General features: G+C 68.4%; 10 protein-coding genes and 4 pseudogenes. 8 read left to right on the forward strand and 6 right to left on the reverse strand.

The genetic code is table 11. The features are described from left to right. Positions 1-530 (reverse strand): wax ester/triacylglycerol synthase domain-containing protein (locus BN4348_RS31345; protein ID WP_328588983.1); only part of this gene is annotated, 530 nt, incomplete at its 3' end. A gap of 145 nt (positions 531-675) precedes the next feature. On the opposite strand from BN4348_RS31345, the gene BN4348_RS31350 reads away from it, so the two are divergent. Next, the gene (locus BN4348_RS31350; RefSeq protein WP_066907857.1) at positions 676-3,981 is read left to right on the forward strand and encodes an error-prone DNA polymerase; all 3,306 of its coding nucleotides are present in this window, start codon (positions 676-678) and stop codon (positions 3,979-3,981) included. A 117-nt stretch (positions 3,982-4,098) separates the two neighbouring features. On the opposite strand, the gene BN4348_RS31355 is transcribed toward BN4348_RS31350, so the two are convergent. Continuing rightward, positions 4,099-4,515: a TIGR03667 family PPOX class F420-dependent oxidoreductase gene (locus BN4348_RS31355; protein ID WP_066907943.1), complete on the reverse strand. Its 417-nt coding sequence runs from the start codon at positions 4,513-4,515 to the stop codon at positions 4,099-4,101. Positions 4,516-4,538: 23 nt separating this feature from the next. Between BN4348_RS31355 and BN4348_RS31360 the strand changes: the two genes are divergently transcribed. Then, positions 4,539-5,183, forward strand: coding sequence for a nitroreductase family protein (locus BN4348_RS31360; RefSeq protein WP_066907860.1), 645 nt, complete (start codon positions 4,539-4,541; stop codon positions 5,181-5,183). A gap of 3 nt (positions 5,184-5,186) precedes the next feature. On the opposite strand, the gene BN4348_RS31365 is transcribed toward BN4348_RS31360, so the two are convergent. Then, positions 5,187-5,651 (reverse strand): tRNA (cytidine(34)-2'-O)-methyltransferase, encoded by a 465-nt coding sequence (locus BN4348_RS31365; protein ID WP_066907863.1) that lies wholly within the window; start codon positions 5,649-5,651, stop codon positions 5,187-5,189. A gap of 22 nt (positions 5,652-5,673) precedes the next feature. Here BN4348_RS31365 and BN4348_RS62630 point away from each other — a divergent pair, with 22 nt between their 5' ends. After that, on the forward strand, positions 5,674-6,060 hold the full coding sequence (locus BN4348_RS62630; protein ID WP_160040262.1) for a recombinase family protein: 387 nt from the start codon (positions 5,674-5,676) through the stop codon (positions 6,058-6,060). 836 nt (positions 6,061-6,896) lie between these two features. Further along, the gene (locus BN4348_RS31375; protein ID WP_084453885.1) at positions 6,897-7,958 is read left to right on the forward strand and encodes a PE family protein; all 1,062 of its coding nucleotides are present in this window, start codon (positions 6,897-6,899) and stop codon (positions 7,956-7,958) included. Positions 7,959-8,076: 118 nt separating this feature from the next. On the opposite strand, the gene BN4348_RS31380 is transcribed toward BN4348_RS31375, so the two are convergent. Beyond that, entirely contained in the window at positions 8,077-8,760 is a 684-nt protein-coding gene (locus BN4348_RS31380) for a phage major capsid protein (protein ID WP_066907872.1), read from the reverse strand. A 503-nt stretch (positions 8,761-9,263) separates the two neighbouring features. On the opposite strand from BN4348_RS31380, the pseudogene BN4348_RS31385 reads away from it, so the two are divergent. The 4 genes and pseudogenes from BN4348_RS31385 to BN4348_RS31395 form a co-directional block, all read left to right on the forward strand. Next, a pseudogene (locus tag BN4348_RS31385) lies at positions 9,264-11,141 on the forward strand (sensor histidine kinase); the annotation flags it as partial. Beyond that, a pseudogene (locus BN4348_RS60290) lies at positions 11,118-11,318 on the forward strand (serine protease inhibitor); the annotation flags it as partial. The pseudogenes BN4348_RS31385 and BN4348_RS60290, both read left to right, overlap by 24 nt. Positions 11,319-11,321: 3 nt before the next feature. Beyond that, on the forward strand, positions 11,322-11,696 hold the full coding sequence (locus BN4348_RS31390) for a DUF742 domain-containing protein (RefSeq protein WP_066907875.1): 375 nt from the start codon (positions 11,322-11,324) through the stop codon (positions 11,694-11,696). Continuing rightward, positions 11,677-12,252: a GTP-binding protein gene (locus BN4348_RS31395; protein WP_066907878.1), complete on the forward strand. Its 576-nt coding sequence runs from the start codon at positions 11,677-11,679 to the stop codon at positions 12,250-12,252. Before BN4348_RS31390 ends, BN4348_RS31395 begins: the two co-directional genes overlap by 20 nt. Before the next feature lie 114 nt (positions 12,253-12,366). Here the strand turns inward: BN4348_RS31395 and BN4348_RS31400 are convergent. Next, positions 12,367-14,544 (reverse strand): annotated as a pseudogene (locus BN4348_RS31400) (ATP-binding cassette domain-containing protein); the annotation flags it as partial. Continuing rightward, positions 14,544-16,914: pseudogene (locus tag BN4348_RS31405) on the reverse strand (ATP-binding cassette domain-containing protein); the annotation flags it as partial. The pseudogenes BN4348_RS31405 and BN4348_RS31400, both read right to left, overlap by 1 nt. Positions 16,915-16,936: the final 22 nt, after the last annotated feature.

Genomic DNA, 16,936 nt, shown 5'->3' on the forward strand with positions numbered 1-16,936 from the left:
GCCCGGCCCAGGGCGTCGGCCCAGCCGGGCCGCGGTTCCGGCGAAACCTGCGCGGCGCCAACATCGTCGGGGAGGGTGCCGGCGCCGGCGTCGTCGCAGAGCCTGGTGAGCAGGTGGGCGGCGTCGGCGACGTCGTGGTGGGTCTTCATCAGGATCGCCCACCGGTTGCCCGTCAGGCCCTCGATGACCCAGCACTCCCACGGCGGGCGGTTCAAGTCGAGGGGACGCTCCAGGGCGAATGCGATGGCCTGGGACAGTTGGGTGTCGTCGCCCGGGCGCGGAATCGCCACCCGGCGCACATGATCGGCGACGTCGAATTCCGGACAGTCGATCCACTCGAAGTTCTGCGCCCGTAGCAACTGTCTGCAGCGCGGTATCGGCCGAAGCCGTTCCGCCAGAAGCGCTTTCAGCAGGTCGGGATCGGGGGCCGGGCCGTCGACAATGGCGACCGCGCCGATCGCCAGGCTCGCGTGCTGTTCGGGATCCTGAGCCTTGAGGTAAGCCGTGTCCAGTGCCTTCGCTTGCGCCATGCTCAGTCCCGCCGTAGTTTTCCGCCCTCGTACCAGTATCTGTGCCGCGCCTGCCGGGCGGTAGGCCGGCAGCGTTAAGAACGTGTTTAGACCCGTTTAACAGGCGCGCTCACATTCGAACATACATTCGAGTAGGCTCGGGAACGTGGGCTGGTTTAACGGGCCGCCGAGCTGGGCGGAGATGGAGCGGGTGCTCGACGGCAAGCCGCGCCACGCCGGCGCGCCGGCGGAGCCCCCGGAGGACGCCCCGCTGTCGCGCAAGCGCGGCACCTACCAGCCGCCGGGCGACACCCGGCCGGCCCGCTCGTCTATTGGGCATTCCGTTCCATATGCCGAGTTGCACGCGCATTCGGCGTTCAGCTTCCTCGACGGCGCCAGCACCCCGGAGGAGATGGTCGAGGAGGCTTCCCGGCTGGGCCTGCGCGCCCTGGCGCTCACCGACCACGACGGCCTGTACGGGGCGGTGCGGTTCGCCGAAGCCGCCGCCGAACTCGACCTGAGCACCGTGTTCGGCGCCGAGCTGTCGCTGGGGCCGGGCGCCCGCACCGAGACGCCGGATCCGCCCGGCCCGCACCTGCTGGTGCTGGCCCGCGGTCCGGAAGGCTACCGGCGGCTGTCGCGGCAACTGGCCGCGGCGCACCTGGCCGGCGGGGAGAAGGGCAAGCCGCGCTACGACTTCGACGCGCTGACCGAGGCCGCGGGCGGGCACTGGCACATCCTGACCGGGTGCCGCAAAGGCCATGTGCGCCAGGCACTGTCGCAAGGGCCGGAGGCTGCGCAGCGGGCGCTGGCCGACCTGGTGGACCGGTTCGGGGCGAACCGGGTCAGCGTCGAGCTGACCCATCACGGTCACCCGCTCGACGACGAACGCAACGCCGCGCTGGCCGCCCTCGCGCCGCGCTTCGGCGTCGGCGTCGTCGCGACCACGGGGGCGCATTTCGCCCACCCGTCGCGCGGCCGGCTGGCCATGGCGATGGGCGCGATCCGGGCCCGGCAGTCGCTGGATTCCGCCGCCGGGTGGCTGGCCCCGCTGGGCGGTGAGCACCTGCGGTCCGGGGAGGAGATGGCCCGGCTGTTCGGGTGGTGCCCCGAGGTGGTCAGCGCCGCCGCCGAGCTCGGCGAGCAGTGCGCGTTCGGGCTGGCGCTCATCGCGCCGCAGCTGCCGCCGTTCGACGTGCCCGACGGGCACACCGAGGACAGCTGGCTGCGGCAGCTGACGATGGCCGGGGCGCGCGAGCGCTACGGGCCCGCCGATGCCGCGCCGCGCGCCTACGCCCAGATCGAGCACGAGTTGAAAGTCATCGCGCAGCTGACGTTTCCGGGCTACTTCCTGGTGGTGCACGACATCGCCCGGTTCTGCCGTCAGAACAACATCCTGTGTCAGGGCAGGGGATCGGCGGCCAATTCCGCGGTCTGCTATGCCCTGGGCGTCACCGCGGTCGACCCGGTGGCCAACGAGCTGTTGTTCGAGCGCTTCCTGTCGCCGGCCCGCGACGGGCCGCCCGACATCGACATGGACATCGAATCGGACCAGCGCGAGAAGGTGATCCAGTACGTCTACGACAAGTACGGCCGCGACTACGCCGCCCAGGTCGCCAACGTCATCACCTACCGGGGCCGGATCGCGGTGCGCGACATGGCCCGCGCCCTGGGCTTTTCGCAGGGGCAGCAGGACGCGTGGAGCAAGCAGATCGGCCACTGGAACGGGCTTGGCCCCAATTCAAATGACCCAGCGCCCGATATCGAGGGCATCCCGTCGCAGGTGATCGATCTGGCCACCCAGATCCGGAATCTGCCGCGGCACATGGGCATCCATTCCGGCGGCATGGTGGTCTGCGACCGGCCGATCGCCGACGTGTGCCCGGTGGAGTGGGCGCGCATGGAAAACCGCAGCGTGCTGCAATGGGACAAGGACGACTGCGCCGCAATCGGTTTGGTGAAGTTCGACCTGCTCGGGCTGGGCATGCTCTCCGCGCTGCACTACGCCATCGACCTGGTGGCCGAGCACAAGGGCCTGCGGGTGGACCTCGCCCGCCTCGACCTCTCCGAGCCGGCGGTCTACGAGATGCTGTGCCGCGCCGATTCGGTCGGCGTGTTCCAGGTGGAGTCCCGCGCGCAGATGGCCACCCTGCCGAGGCTGCGGCCGCGGGTGTTCTACGACCTGGTGGTGGAGGTCGCGCTGATCCGGCCCGGGCCCATCCAGGGCGGGTCGGTGCACCCCTACATCCGGCGGCGCAACGGCGTCGACCCGGTCGTCTACGATCACCCGTCCATGGAATCCGCGCTGCGAAAGACGCTGGGGGTGCCGCTTTTTCAGGAGCAGCTGATGCAGCTCGCGGTCGACTGCGCCGGCTTTTCCGCCGCCGAGGCCGACCAGCTGCGCCGGGCCATGGGCTCCAAGCGTTCGACCGAACGCATGCGACGGCTGCGCGGCCGGTTCTACGACGGCATGCGCGCGCTGCACGGCGCCACCGACGAGGTGATCGACCGCACCTACGAAAAGCTGGAGGCCTTCGCGAATTTCGGCTTCCCCGAAAGCCACGCGCTGTCCTTCGCGTCGCTGGTGTTCTACTCGTCGTGGTTCAAGCTGCACCACCCCGCGGCGTTCTGCGCGGCGCTGCTGCGCGCGCAGCCGATGGGCTTCTATTCGCCGCAGTCGCTGGTGGCCGACGCGCGCCGGCACGGCGTGGCGGTGCGCGGCCCGGACGTCAACGCCAGCCTGGCGCACGCCACGCTCGAGAACGCCGGGACCCAGGTGCGGCTCGGTCTGGGCGCCGTCCGCCACATCGGCGACGAACTCGCCGGGCGGCTAGTCGACGAGCGAAAGGCCAACGGCCCCTTCGCATCCCTGCTGGACCTGACGACCCGGCTGCAATTGAGCGTGCCGCAGACCGAGGCGCTGGCCACGGCCGGGGCTTTTGCCTGCTTTTCCATGTCCCGGCGCGAGGGGTTGTGGGCGGCCGGGGCGGCCGCCACCCAGCGTCCGGACCGGTTGCCCGGCGTGGGGTCGTCGGCGCACATCCCGGCGCTGCCGGGGATGAGCGAGCTGGAGCTGGCCGCCGCCGACGTGTGGGCCACCGGCATCTCCCCGGACAGCTATCCGACACAGTTCCTGCGCGAGGACCTGGACGCCATCGGTGTGGTGCCCGCCGACGCGCTGGGATCCGTGCCCGACGGCGACCGCGTGCTGATCGCCGGCGCGGTGACCCACCGGCAGCGGCCCGGGACGGCCCAGGGGGTGACGTTTCTCAACCTCGAGGACGAGACCGGGATGGTCAACGTCCTCTGCACGCCGGGGGTGTGGACGCGGCACCGCAAACTGGCGAACACGGCGCCGGCGCTGCTGGTGCGCGGCCAGGTGCAAAACGCGACCGGCGCCGTGACCGTCGTGGCCGAGCGGCTGGGCAGCATCAGGCTCGCGGTGGGTTCGAAGTCGCGCGACTTCCGCTGACCCCCCTGACCCCCCGGACCCCCTTGACCCCCTTGACCCCCTTCGCGCGAGCGTGCGCAGAATGTCAGCCCGCACGGCGTGTCGCCGTACCGACACGCACCTTCGCGGGGAAGGGACCTAGCTCGTGGGCGTGGTCCACACTTTCGTCGGGGTGATCACCAACCGGGTGCTGAACGCCGCCATCGAAATCCCCTCGGCCGACTCCAACTCCTTGGCGAGCTCGCCGTACTTCGCCCAGTACGCCTCGTCGTCTGCGCAATTCACGTCGGTGGCGTCGACCGTGGCGGTGCCGCCGATGGCGACGATGCCGCCGCCGTTACCGTCCGAATCCAGGTTCAGGCTGACTTGCGGGTGTGCCTTGATGTGGGCGACCTTGGCGGCCTGCGGCATGGAGTACACCGTCAGCCCGGTGCCGTCGTAGTAGAACCAGACCAGCCGGGGCACCGGTTGTCCGGATTTGGCAACCGTGGTCAGCCACCCGAAGTTGTCCGACTTCAGCCTGCTGGAAACCTCTTGCGTCAGTTCGACTGTCATGAAGCCAACGGTAGTCTCCACACATGATCCTCAACCTGTCCGTCGACGAAGTCCTCACCACCACCCGCTCGGTCCGCAAGCGCCTGGACTTCGACAAGCCGGTGGGTCGCGAAGTCCTGATGGAATGCCTGAACCTGGCGCTGCAGGCGCCGACGGGTTCGAATTCGCAGGGCTGGCAATGGGTGTTCGTCGAGGACGCCGACAAGAAGAAGGCGCTCGGCGACATCTACCTGTCCAACGCGCGCGGCTACCTCAGCGCGCCCGGCGCGCAATACGACGAGGGCGACACCCGCGGCGAGCGGATGGGCAAGGTGCGCGACTCCGCCACCTACCTCGCCGAGCACATGCACGAGGCGCCCGTGCTGATGATTCCCTGCATCGAGGGCCGCGAGGACAAGACGCCGCTGGGCGGCGTGTCGTTCTGGGCGTCGCTGTTCCCGGCGGTGTGGAGCTTCTGCCTGGCGCTGCGCTCGCGGGGGCTGGGCTCCTGCTGGACGACGCTGCACCTGCTGCGCGACGGCGAGAAGCAGGCCGCCGACGTGCTCGGCATTCCCTACGAGCAATACAGCCAGGGCGGGCTGTTCCCGATCGCCTACACCAAGGGCACCGACTTCCGGCCGGCCAAGCGGCTGCCCGCCGAGCAGCTCACGCACTGGAACACCTGGTAGGCGCTAGACCGACCCGGCGTACCCGTGCTGGCGCCAGGCCTCGTAGACGGCGATCGCGGCGGCGTTGGACAGGTTCAGCGAGCGCCGGCCCGCCAGCATCGGGATGCGCACCTGGGCGGTGATGCGCGCGTCGGCCAGGGTCGCCGCGTCCAATCCGTCGGGCTCGGGGCCGAACATCAGCACATCGCCGGCCCGGTAGCCGACATCGGCGAACCCCGTCGTCGCGTGGGCGGTGAACGCGACCACCCGCGCCGGCGCCAGCGCCTCCCAGGCGGCGGGCAGCGACGGGTGCACCGTGACCGACGCGAGGTCGTGATAGTCCAGGCCGGCCCGCCGCAGCTTGGGTTCGGACAGGTCGAAGCCCAGCGGCTCGACCAGATGCAGCTCGGCGCCGGTCGCGGCCGCCGTCCGAATGGCGTTGCCGGTGTTGGGCGCGATGCGCGGAGTGACGAACAACAGCTTGAACACAACACACGGTAACCATGCCCGTATGCGTGTACTGGGAAGATTGCGTCTTTCGACGTCAGCCGATGAATCTACCTCGGTTGAGCGCCAGCGGGAGACGATCCAACATGGGCCGATTCGGGAGGCCACGAGGTCTTCGGCTGGGCCGAGGATGTCGACGTATCGGGTCTATCGACCCGTTCGACGCTCCACAGCTCGCGTGTGGTTGGGTTGGCGAGCCCCGGAATCGGACATCATCTGCGCCTGGAAATTGGACCGACTCGGTCGCAACGCAATCCAGTTGAACAAGCTCTCTGGGTGGTGCGGGGAGCACGGTAAGACTCTCGTCTCGTGCTCGGAGTCAATCCACCTCAGCTCGTGGGCGGGCCGGATGCTCGCGGGGGTAATCGCTGGGCTGGCCGAGGGGAGCTAGAGGCGACCCGCGAACAACAACGGTCGTCGCTCTCCAAGCTCAGGCAATCCGTACGGTGGCCCGGAGGTAAGCCCCCGTACGGTTACCTGGCCGTCCAGCACGAGGACCCGAGCCTGGGGTGGGCCTTGGAGGTCGACCGGCTGGCTAAACCCGTTGTAGGGCGCATAGCCGAGGACGTGATCGACGGCAAGCCACTAACCTGGATCGCCCGTGAGTTGACCGCGGAGGGGGTTCTAACCCCCGCGCGGTACTACGCCTCGGTCAGGTCTGGGAAGCCTGTCCCGAGCGATCCCGGAGCCGATACAGTTCGGTGCCACTTACACCCCCTTCCTGGAGGTCGATTTGGTGGTTGATCTGCGGGTTTGCGAAAAAATGAGCTTTTTGCACCTCAGCGGGTCGGGCAGGCGCATTACCTACCTGTCTAACCCGCGCAGGGGAGGGCAACCCCCTGGGGTCCTGCCCCACCTACGGGCAGGCCACCACCCCAACCCCCGGCGGGGGTGGGATGCCCTGTACCCCAATGCCTGTGCCTGTGTGCTCGAGGCCCTGCGCCCTGCTGCCCTAGAGGGCAGGGCCAACGCCTGGGAGGCGGGAGCGCGGCGGCAGGCAGCGTTGCCTCCGGCCGGTCGCTGCCAGGCTCGCCCCGAGGTCCACACCAACAGGTGCCTGGTCGATTGCCGCGCCGCCCACCCGCGCATAGCGGCGATTGCACGCATGAATCTCAAACGTCGTAACAAGTCCGCGCCTGGACGGCACATTCGCTTCAAACACTCGACGCAAAGCGCGCAACAGAGATAAAGTGCTTCCGCTCGGGGGTAGAGGGCTGGAGGACGGCAATGTCTTACCTCGTAGTCGCTCCGGAGTCTTTTTCGTCGGCGGCATCCGACCTGTCCAGCATCGGTTCGACGCTCACCGAGGCCCATCGTGCAGCCGCGACCTCGACCACTTCGGTCGTGGCCGCTGCCAGGGACGAGGTGTCGGTAACGGCCGCATCGTTGTTTTCTAGCTACGGCCAGCAGTTTCAAGCCGCCCAGGCCGAGGCGGCGGCGTTTCACAGTCAGTTTGCGAAGTTGCTGGGCGCGGCCGGAAGCACCTACAACGGCACCGAGGCAGCCGCTGCGTCCTCGTTTTCGTTACTTGACAAATTAAAGCTCAACTGGGACTTATACAAGATTGACTCACAGCTATGGAACGACCTTACGTCGGGCAAGACCCTTCAGGACTTTAATAATTGGTTCGGAGGGGAGATTTCCGATCGTGTGGGGACTTGGGTTATTGAAAAATTGGTTGGTGGTGAAACCACGTGGCTTGGCATTGAAACTGGTGCTGAACTTGGAATACCAGGTGGGCCGCTCGGCATTCTAGGTGGTGCTATTACTGGCGGAATTATTGGACACTATACCCCGGACGTACTTGGACACGCGGTAGGTCAACTGGGCCTTCAAAAGATTATTACATCGTTACTGAATGGACAGAACCCCTTTACGGGTGTCTCCTCGTATATAAATTCGAGTGTCGATAATCTAGAGGCTTATGCAAATACTCTGTTCGGCATCGGCAGCACCGGCGGACCTCTTTCTGGCTGGAATGGATTAGGTCCGAGCATCGCCATAACCAGCGACGTAGTCGGGCCGTGGGGCGCCGACGGAATCCAGCAAGACGTGACAGGAGTATTTGATATCGGGGCCGGGCCGTTCAGCGTGCAGGTCGGCTCTTTCCAGGGGATGTCGGCAGCCGATATGTACGGAGGCATGGCATCGGTAAGCGCAACCGCTTTTGGCATCAGGGAGTCAGGCTCCGTATACAGCTCGGATGGGGGGGCTCCCCAATTTTCCTTCTCGGTCGACGTCCCTGCCGTGACGAGTCTAGTGCAAGATTTGGTGACTTACTTCCCCTGATCTCTCATTTAGCCTCGTTGGTCGAGTTCTTTTGTAGGTGCAGCCAGGAAAGCCCGGAAGTGGGCGCCTGCGGGCCTTTCCCTCAAGGCGTTATGAAGTCGTACCCATGGGGGTCAGATCACGGGGTGGCATCCCAAATCCGCACGATCCCAGCGGGGTTCAGGGTGTCCCAACCGGCCCGCATGATGCCCCGGACCCACTGCCCGTCGTTGGTAACGCTCGGGAAGCGCTCCACCTTGGTGCCGTTGCGAACAACGAACCGCTGTTGGGTCTTGTCGATACCCCAGGCCGGCGTAGCGCTGTCGACGTGGGTCGACGTCAGCACGGGCAGGCCCGCAATGGTGATCCCGTCCTCCACGAATTGCAGCAGCGCCTCGTTAGAGCCGCTGGCCAGCTTCTTGAGATTCGACAGATCCTCGGCCACGGTCGGGTCCAGCAGCCAGTGAGTCAGCTTGGCACCGTGGGCTTCCGCGGCGAATCGCGCAGACACGAACTTGTCCAAGTTGGACAAAGTAGCGGCCCCGGCGTCAACCGTGGTGGACGCCTTGCTCAGCAGGCCTGAGTAGCCCTCGACCGTAGTGTTCGCGGTAAACGCGGCGTCGTACGTTTCGGCAATCTGGTTCGCCAGCGCCTTGCCGATCTCCGACGCTATGTCCTGGTCTGCGTCGTCGAACAGCTTGGAGCTGGACAGGTGAAGTCCCGCAGCCTCATCTCCACACGAGATCGTGTCTTCGCGGAACCCAGCGTCTATCGGCTCCTCGACCGCGCGCGAGAACTGCTCGGTGCCAGCGCGAGCAGGCACCCGCAATCGTCGCAGTGATACTCCTCGTAGCACCCCGGTCCGGTGAACGGTCCTACCTCATGCCGGCCATCGGCAAGCGTGTATGCCACACGCGTGTCTGTAGGAGTCAACGACGAGTCCAACTCCGTGCCCGAGACCGCCAGCGCGGCGGTAATCCACACTCCCATGTTCACGTTGCAACCCTCTCATCAGAATGTTCCGGTGAGTTTGATATGCGGGTTGACGAACAGCAGCCTGAACATCTGCGGAGCATCACAAAGCCAATTTGTTTGCCAGACTTGCGTCCCCGTGCACCGGCGCACCTTGGAGGGCTCTGCCTACTCAGTAGGAATTGTGGAGACCTCGGCCGTGGGCTGTCATACTCGTCGGATTGCCAGGCGTTTATCTCTCGCGTCCCGCTGCGCGTGGCAGGCGAATAATGCAGGAAGTCTCATGAGCCTCTCGTTTCACCGAGCGCCGACGATCGGCGCAGCGGCCGGCCGCACGGCCGCAAGCACGTGACCATGTTCACCCGCCCGGCCCACGCGGCCGAGGCGGCCACCCCCGAGTTCGACGACGCCCGCACCGCCGGCGCGGCGCGGGCCAAACGCCCGCCGACCTGGTCGCTGAGCAACTGGCCCGTTCGCTACAAGGTCCTGGCGATCGTGCTGGTACCCCTGATTTTGGCGACGGCGTTCGGCGGGTTGCGGATCAGGGACGCGATGGCCAACGCCGGCGGCCTGAAGCTGGCCGCCGCGCGCGCCGACGTGCTGCCGGCGATCACCAAGTACATGTCGGCGCTGGATGTCGCGCTGCTGGCGAGCTCCACCGGACGCGACGTCGACGGCGCCAGGAAAAACTACGAGGCGCGCAAGCACGAGCTGCAGCAGCGGCTGGCGGACACCGACGTCACCCCCGACGTCCGCTCGGGGGTGAGCACGCTGCTCAACGGCGGTCAGGGGCTGCTGGACAAGGTGGCCGACAACAGCATCGGTTTGCGGGACCGGGTGACCACCTACGCCCCGCTCCTGCTGACCGCCGAGGACGTGATCAACGCGTCGGTGCGCGTCGGCAACGAGCGGATCCGCGCCGAGGCGCAGGGCCTGAGCCGGGCCGTCGGCGCCCGCGGGCAGATGACGATGCAGGAGATCCTGGCCACGCGCGGGTCCGACCTGCCCGAGCCGCAGCTGCGGACCTCGATGATGACCCTGGCCGGCACCGAACCGTCGACGCTGTTCGGCATGAGCGAGGTGCTGGGCGCCGGGTCGCCCGAAGCCAAGACGCTGCAGCAGCAGATGGTCACCCGGATGGCGATCATGTCGGATCCGGCCAGCGTGCTCGTCGACAACCCCGAGCTGCTGCGCTCGATCCAGACCACCGACGGGATCGCCGAACAGGTGGTCACCGACGCCACCGCGTCGGTGACCAAGTCGGTGCAGGCCGAGGCCACCGATCGGCGCACCTCCGCGATCACCGACACCGTGCTGGTGCTGGCGGCGATCGTGATCGCGCTTCTGGTCGTGTTGCTGGTGGCGCGCGCGCTGGTGCGGCCGCTGCGCGTCCTGCGCGACGGGGCGCTCAAGGTCGCCCACCGCGATCTCGAGGACGAAGTGGCCCGCGTCAAGGCCGGCGGCGCCGAACCCATCCCGCAACCGCTGCCGGTGTACACCACCGAGGAGATCGGCCAGGTCGCCCACGCCGTCGACGAACTGCACACGCAGGCCCTGCTGCTGGCCGGCGACGAGGCGCGGTTGCGATTGCTGGTCAACGACATGTTCGAGACAATGTCGCGGCGCAGCCGTTCGCTGGTCGACCAGCAGCTGACGCTGATCGACCGGCTGGAGCGCAACGAGGAGGATCCCGAGCGCCTCGACAACCTGTTCCGGCTGGACCACCTCGCGGCGCGGCTGCGCCGCAACAGCGCCAACCTGCTGGTGCTGGCGGGCGCGCAGCTGGCGCGCGACCAGCGTGAGCCGGTTCCGCTGACGACGGTGATCAACGCCGCGGTGTCCGAGGTCGAGGACTACCGGCGCGTCGAGCTGACCGGCCTGCCCGACTGCCTGCTGATCGGCGCGGCGGCGGGCGGCGCCATTCACCTGTTCGCCGAGCTGATCGACAACGCCCTGCGCTACTCGCCGCCGACGACGACCGTCCGGGTGTCGGCGACGCGCGGCGGGGACGGCGGCGTCATGCTGCGGATCTCCGACTCGGGACTGGGGATGAACGACGCCGACCGGCGCATGGCCAACATGCGGCTGCATGCCGGCGGCGACGTCACCCCCGACAACGCCCGCCACATGGGCCTTTTCGTGGTGGGCCGCATCGCCGCCCGGCACGGCATCCGGGTGGGGCTGCGGGGCCCGGCGGCCAACGAGGCGGGCGCCNAGGTGCTGCAGTCGGTGGTCGAGATGGCCAACGGCTACCTGCTGCTAATGCGGGTCGGCGACGGCTCGCATCTGGCCACGCTGGCCGTGACGTCCTGCGACATCGGCCAGATCGGCTACGAGATGGCCATCCTCGTCGAACGGGTGGGCGGCGTGGTCCAGTCCAGTCGCCGGTCCGCGCCGCAGCACTCGTGAGCCATGGACAGACGCGAGCCGTGGCCAGCCTCCCGTGAGGCGAACCTGGTCCGTCCGTACACCCTGACGTCGGGCCGGACCGACACCGACGTCGACCTTCCGCTGGAGGCGCCGATCCAGACGCTGCAGGCCGGCCTGGCCCACCGGTGGCCACCCGACGACACGAGAGGCAAAATCATTCAACTGTGCGTTCAAAGCCCGTCGGTCGCGGAAATCTCGGCCCGGCTGGATTTGCCGGTCGGTGTCGCGCGCGTCCTGGTCGGCGATCTCGTGCTGTCCGGCTACCTTCGGGTGCATAGGACGCTGACCGAGCGCTCTACCACCGACGAGCGCCACGAACTCATAGGAAGGACACTGCGTGGTCTTCGAGCACTCTGACCGCGGAGCGCACGCTTCGACGAAGATCGTCGTCGCGGGCGGGTTCGGTGTCGGCAAGACCACGTTCGTCGGGGCGGTCTCGGAAATCATGCCGTTGCGCACCGAGGCGATGCTGACCGACGCGTCGACCGGCGTCGACGCGCTGGAGGCCACCCCGGACAAAAGGACCACCACGGTCGCGATGGACTTCGGCCGGATCACCCTGGACGAGGAGCTGGTGCTCTACCTGTTCGGCACCCCGGGGCAGCGCCGGTTCTGGTTCATGTGGGACGACCTGGTGCGCGGCGCGATCGGCGCGATCGTCCTGGTGGACTGCCGGCGCCTGCAGGACAGCTTCGCCGCGGTCGACTTCTTCGAGCACCGCAACCTGCCGTTCTTGATCGCGGTCAACGAATTCGACGGCGCCCCACGCTATCCCGTCGAGGCGGTGCGCGAGGCGCTGACGCTGCCCCGGCACATCCCTGTGATCACGGTCGACGCCCGCGATCGCCGGTCGGCCACCGACGCGCTCATCGCCGTCAGCGAGTACGCCCTGGAAACCCTGGCCGCGAGCTGATCCGGCGTTGCAGCACTGGGTCGACCGCGAGTTCACCGGCACGGACTTTCCCGACGACGTCGGCCAGGCGATGGCCTTCGCGATCGCGCACGGGTTGCGCCTGGACACAACGGATTAGCGGTTGAGCCGGATGCGCCAGCGCACGATCGCGGCATAGCACGCCGACAGCGCGGCGAGCATGCCCATGTCCAGCAGCCAGGCGCCGGGGGTGTGTGCCCAGTGGCTGTCCTGCTGCACCAGCGAGCCGGGCACCAGCAGCCGCAGGTTGACGGTGGACGCCGACGCCGCATAGCCCCAGCGGGACGGCAGCAGCCAGGACAGCTGGTCGAGGAAGATCCGGCCGGTCACCGGGACCATGCCGCCGGCGAGCACCAGCTGCAGCATCAGCGACACCACCAGCAGCGGCATGATCTGCTCGCTGGAGCGCGCGAGCGACGACAGCACCAACCCGAGGACCGCGGCGGCCACGCACGTCGCGGCGATGGTCACGAACAGCTCGAAGCTCGCCGCGAATTTGGAGGAGCCGAGCAGTACCGCGGGCTGGGTCGGCGCCCCCTTGCCCACCAGCACGATGGCCGTCACGATGGCGGCCTGCACGATCGCGAACACGCAGAACACCGTGAGCTTCGCGGCGAGGTAGGCGCCCGTCGACAGGCCCACCGCCTGTTCGCGCCGGAAGATGGCCCGCTCGCCGATCAGGTCGCGGATCGTCAGCGCGGTGCCCATGAAGACGGCGGCGACCGACGTCAGGGTCAGGATCTGAGCGGATTCGTCGGGCGTCCCGCTGGTCGGTTGGGCGATGCCGAACCCGGTGTTGCCGGGAACGGTCAGCGACAGCGCGCCCAGGACGAACGGGAGCAGCGCCAGGAAGACGAAGTAGGCGCGGTCGGAGACGACCAGCCGGACCTGGCGCCGGGCGATCGTGGAGAACTGGTGGCGCACGCTGGTGTGCGCCGGGGCGCCCAGGTCGGCCGGCGCCGACTCCACCGGTGGCGGGGGCTTGTTCTGCGCCAGAAAGCGGCGGTTCGCCTCGTCGGGGTCGGCGCCCACCTTCGCGAAAATCTGGGCCCAGTTGGCGGTGCCCATGGCGCCGCCGATCTGGTCGGGCGGGCCCAGGTAGGCCGTCTTGCCGCCGGGCGCCATCAGCAGCACCTGGTCGCAGACGTCGAGGTAGGTCAGCGAGTGGGTGACCACCAGCACCACGCGGCCGGCGTCGGCGAGTTGGCGCAGCATGGTCATCACCTGCAGGTCCAGCGCCGGGTCCAGGCCGGAGGTGGGCTCGTCGAGGATCAGCAGCGACGGCCCGGTCAGCAACTCGAGCGCGACCGACGCGCGCTTGCGCTGCCCGCCCGAGAGCTTGTCGACGCGGGTGTCGGCGTGCTTGGTCAGCCCCAGCTCGTCGAGCACCTGGGCGACGACCTGCTCGCGGTCGGCCTTGCTGGTGTCGGGTGGCAGCCGCAGTTCCGCGGCGTAGCCCAGCGCCTGGTTGACCGTCAGCTGGCGATGCACGACGTCGTCCTGGGGCACCATCCCGATCCTGGTGCGCAACGACCCGTACTCGGTGTGGATGTTGTGGCCCTCGAACGTGACCGAGCCCGTGGTCGGGGTGGCGTATCCCGCGATCAGCCGCGACAGCGTGGTCTTGCCGGCGCCGGACCCGCCGATGATCGCGGTCAGGGTCCCCGGCCTGGCGGTCAGCGACACGCGTTCCAGCAGGTTCTTCTCGCCGATGCTGAAGTTGACCTCGCGCACCTCCAGGCCACCGGTCCGCGCCGCCACCTCCTGGCGGCGCGCCAGGATGCCGTCGGTGAACACCAGGTCGACGTTGCCGATCGTGACGACGTCGCCCTCGGCGAGCACCGCCGATCCCACCCGGACGCCGTTGACGAAGGTGCCGTTGATGCTGTGGGCGTCGCGGATCTCGGTGCCGACGGGAGTCGCGGTCAAGAACGCGTGGTGGCGCGAGGCCAGCACGTCGTGGACGACGACGTCATTGTCGAGCGAGCGCCCGATCCAGGCGGCGCCGGTGACCGGTCCCTCGAGCCTGCCCGACCCCAGGGCCTTGACCTTGGTGGTCGGGAACTCGGCGATCTCGCCGCTCACGCCGATCTGGGTGGGCGGGTTCAGATCCGACGGAGGCTCCGCCGGAGTCGGACCATGGGGCGCGGTGTAGGCGGGCGCGGCCGGCGGGACGATCGGCATGGCGGTGGTGGGTGGCGTTTCGTCGCGCGGGGGTGGGCCCGGCCGTCGCGGCGANGATTCCTCGACAGGCGAGTGCGGCGGGCCCCCGAGTGCCCCTTCAGCCGGATCTTCCACCACACGATGGTGCTGTACGCCACGCACAACGCCAGGAGCATCCCGATGTCGACCAGCCAGGCGCTCGCCTTGTGGTCGAAGTGCTGGTCCTTCGGGTCGGTCGGGCCCACGACCAGGCGGTGGGTGTCGATCGTCGACGCCGCCGAGGCGTAGCCCCACCGGGCCGGCGTGAGCCAGGACAGCTGATCGAGCACGGGCCGGTTGGTCACCCAGATCAACCCGCCGCAGAACACCAGCTGCGACATGATGGCGACCACCAGCAGGGGCATGATCTGGTCCTGGGACTTGGCGATCGCCGACAGCGCCATCCCCAGCAGCGCGGAGGCCACGCAGGTCAGTGCCACGTCGACGAACAGCTCGAAGCTGACGTTGCCCAGCATCACGGCGTTGGCGATCGGCTGGCCCCAGCCGATCACCGAGATCACGGTCGCGATGCCCGCCTGCATGACGGCGAACGCGCTGAACACGACGACCTTGGCGGCCAGGTATGACGCGGTCGACAGGCCGACGGCCTGCTCGCGTTTGAAGATGGGACGCTCGCCGACGAGGTCGCGAATGGTCAGCGCGGTGCCCATGAACACGGCGCCGACGGTGAGCATGACCAGGATCTGGTCGGGCTGATTGGGCGAGTTGCTCGTCGGGTCTCCCATGCCGTACCCGGTCTTGCCGCGAACGGTCAGGGTGAGCACACCGATGAGGAACGGCAACAGCGCCAGGAACACCGTGTAGCCGCGGTCGGAGATGACCAGGCGCACCTGGCGGCGCGCCACCGTGGAGAACTGGCGCACGACGTCGGTGTGCACCGGTTCGCCCAAGTCGCCCGGGCTGGCCTCGGACGGGGCCTGCATCTCGGGCTGCCTGTTCTCGGCGAGGAAGCGGCGGTTGGCCTCGTCGGGATCGGCGCCCACCTTCGCGAAGATGTCGGCCCAGTTGGTGGTGCCCATGGCCGCGCCGATCTGGCTGGGCGGCCCCAGAAACGCGGTCTTGCCGCCCGGCGCGACCAGCAGCAGCTGGTCGCAGACGTCCAGGTAGGCCACCGAGTGGGTGACCACCAGCACCACGCGGCCCGCGTCGGCGAGCTGGCGCAGCATCATCATCACCTGACGGTCCAGCGCCGGGTCGAGGCCGGTGGTCGGCTCGTCGAGGATCAGCAGCGACGGCCCGGTGAGCAGCTCGAGCGCGACCGACGCGCGCTTGCGCTGGCCGCCGGAGAGCTTGTCGACGCGGGTGTCGGCGTGCTTGGTCAGCTCGAGTTCCTCGAGGACCTGGGCGACGACCTGTTCGCGGTCGGCCTTGCTGGTGTCCGGGGGCAGCCGCAGCTCGGCGGCGTAGCCCAGAGCCTGGCTGACGGTCAGCTGTCGGTGCACGACGTCGTCCTGGGGGACCATCCCGATCCGGCTGCGCATGGACGCGTATTCGGTGTGAATGTTGTGGCCCTCGAAGGTCACCGAGCCGGAGGTGGGGCTGGTGTACCCGGCGATCAGCCGGGACAGCGTGGTCTTGCCGGCGCCGGATCCGCCGATGATGGCGGTCAGCGTCCCGGGGCGGGCGATCAGCGAGATGTGGTCGAGCAGCTGCTTGCCGTGGTCGACCTCGAAGCAGACCCCGTTGACCTCCAGGCCGCCGGTGCGGGTCGCGGCCTCGGTGCGACGGATGAGGGTGTCGCGGGTGAAGACCAGGTCGACGTTGCCGATCGTGACCACGTCGCCCTCGGTCAGCACCGCCGAGCCGACGCGCACGCCGTTGACGAAGGTCCCGTTGACGCTGTGCGCGTCGCGGATCTCGGTGCCCAGCGGGGTCTGGGTCAAAAACGCGTGATGGCGCGAGGCCAGGACGTCCTGGATGACGACGTCGTTGTCGGTGGCGCGCCCGATGGTGACCGCGCCGCTGGGCTTCGGCATCGCGCCGGACCGGCCCGGCATCAGCGCGTGGAACATCTTGGTCGCCAGGTTGGCGACCTCCGGCGGCTTGGCGAGGTTCGGTGACATCTCGGTGTGCGGCGAATTCGTGTGCGGCGCCGCCGGCGCGGACATCTGCGGGTGCGGCTGGAAATTCGGTGGCGGCGGCGCGCTGGTCGGGTACGCGGGGGGCCGTCCGCCGCCGCTCGGCGGGTNCCACCGGCACCCGCCGGCCGTTGACGAACGTCCCGTTGAGGGAGCCGTTGTCGATTGCCAGCCACCGGCCCTGGTCGAAGCGCAGCAACAGATGGGCGCGCGAGATCAGCGGGTGCGTGATGCGCATGTCGGCCCGCAGATCGCGCCCGACTACCACGTCGTGGCCTGGCGCGAACGTGCGCTCCGACCCGTCATGGCGAACGGTCAGCGCTGGTGGGGCTGGTGCACTCATCGCCACAACTGTAGCGGGTGCA

Origin of the sequence: Mycobacterium interjectum, from assembly GCF_900078675.2 — a bacterium.
Taxonomy (GTDB): Bacteria; Actinomycetota; Actinomycetes; order Mycobacteriales; family Mycobacteriaceae; genus Mycobacterium; species Mycobacterium interjectum.

Coding starts and splice junctions, on each gene's coding strand:
- BN4348_RS31355 (WP_066907943.1), bottom strand. CDS start 4,515: ATGACAGTCGAACTGACGCAAGAGGTTTCCAGCAGGCTGAAGTCGGAC.
- BN4348_RS31360 (WP_066907860.1), top strand. CDS start 4,539: ATGATCCTCAACCTGTCCGTCGACGAAGTCCTCACCACCACCCGCTCG.
- BN4348_RS62630 (WP_160040262.1), top strand. CDS start 5,674: ATGCGTGTACTGGGAAGATTGCGTCTTTCGACGTCAGCCGATGAATCT.
- BN4348_RS31375 (WP_084453885.1), top strand. CDS start 6,897: ATGTCTTACCTCGTAGTCGCTCCGGAGTCTTTTTCGTCGGCGGCATCC.
- BN4348_RS31390 (WP_066907875.1), top strand. CDS start 11,322: ATGGACAGACGCGAGCCGTGGCCAGCCTCCCGTGAGGCGAACCTGGTC.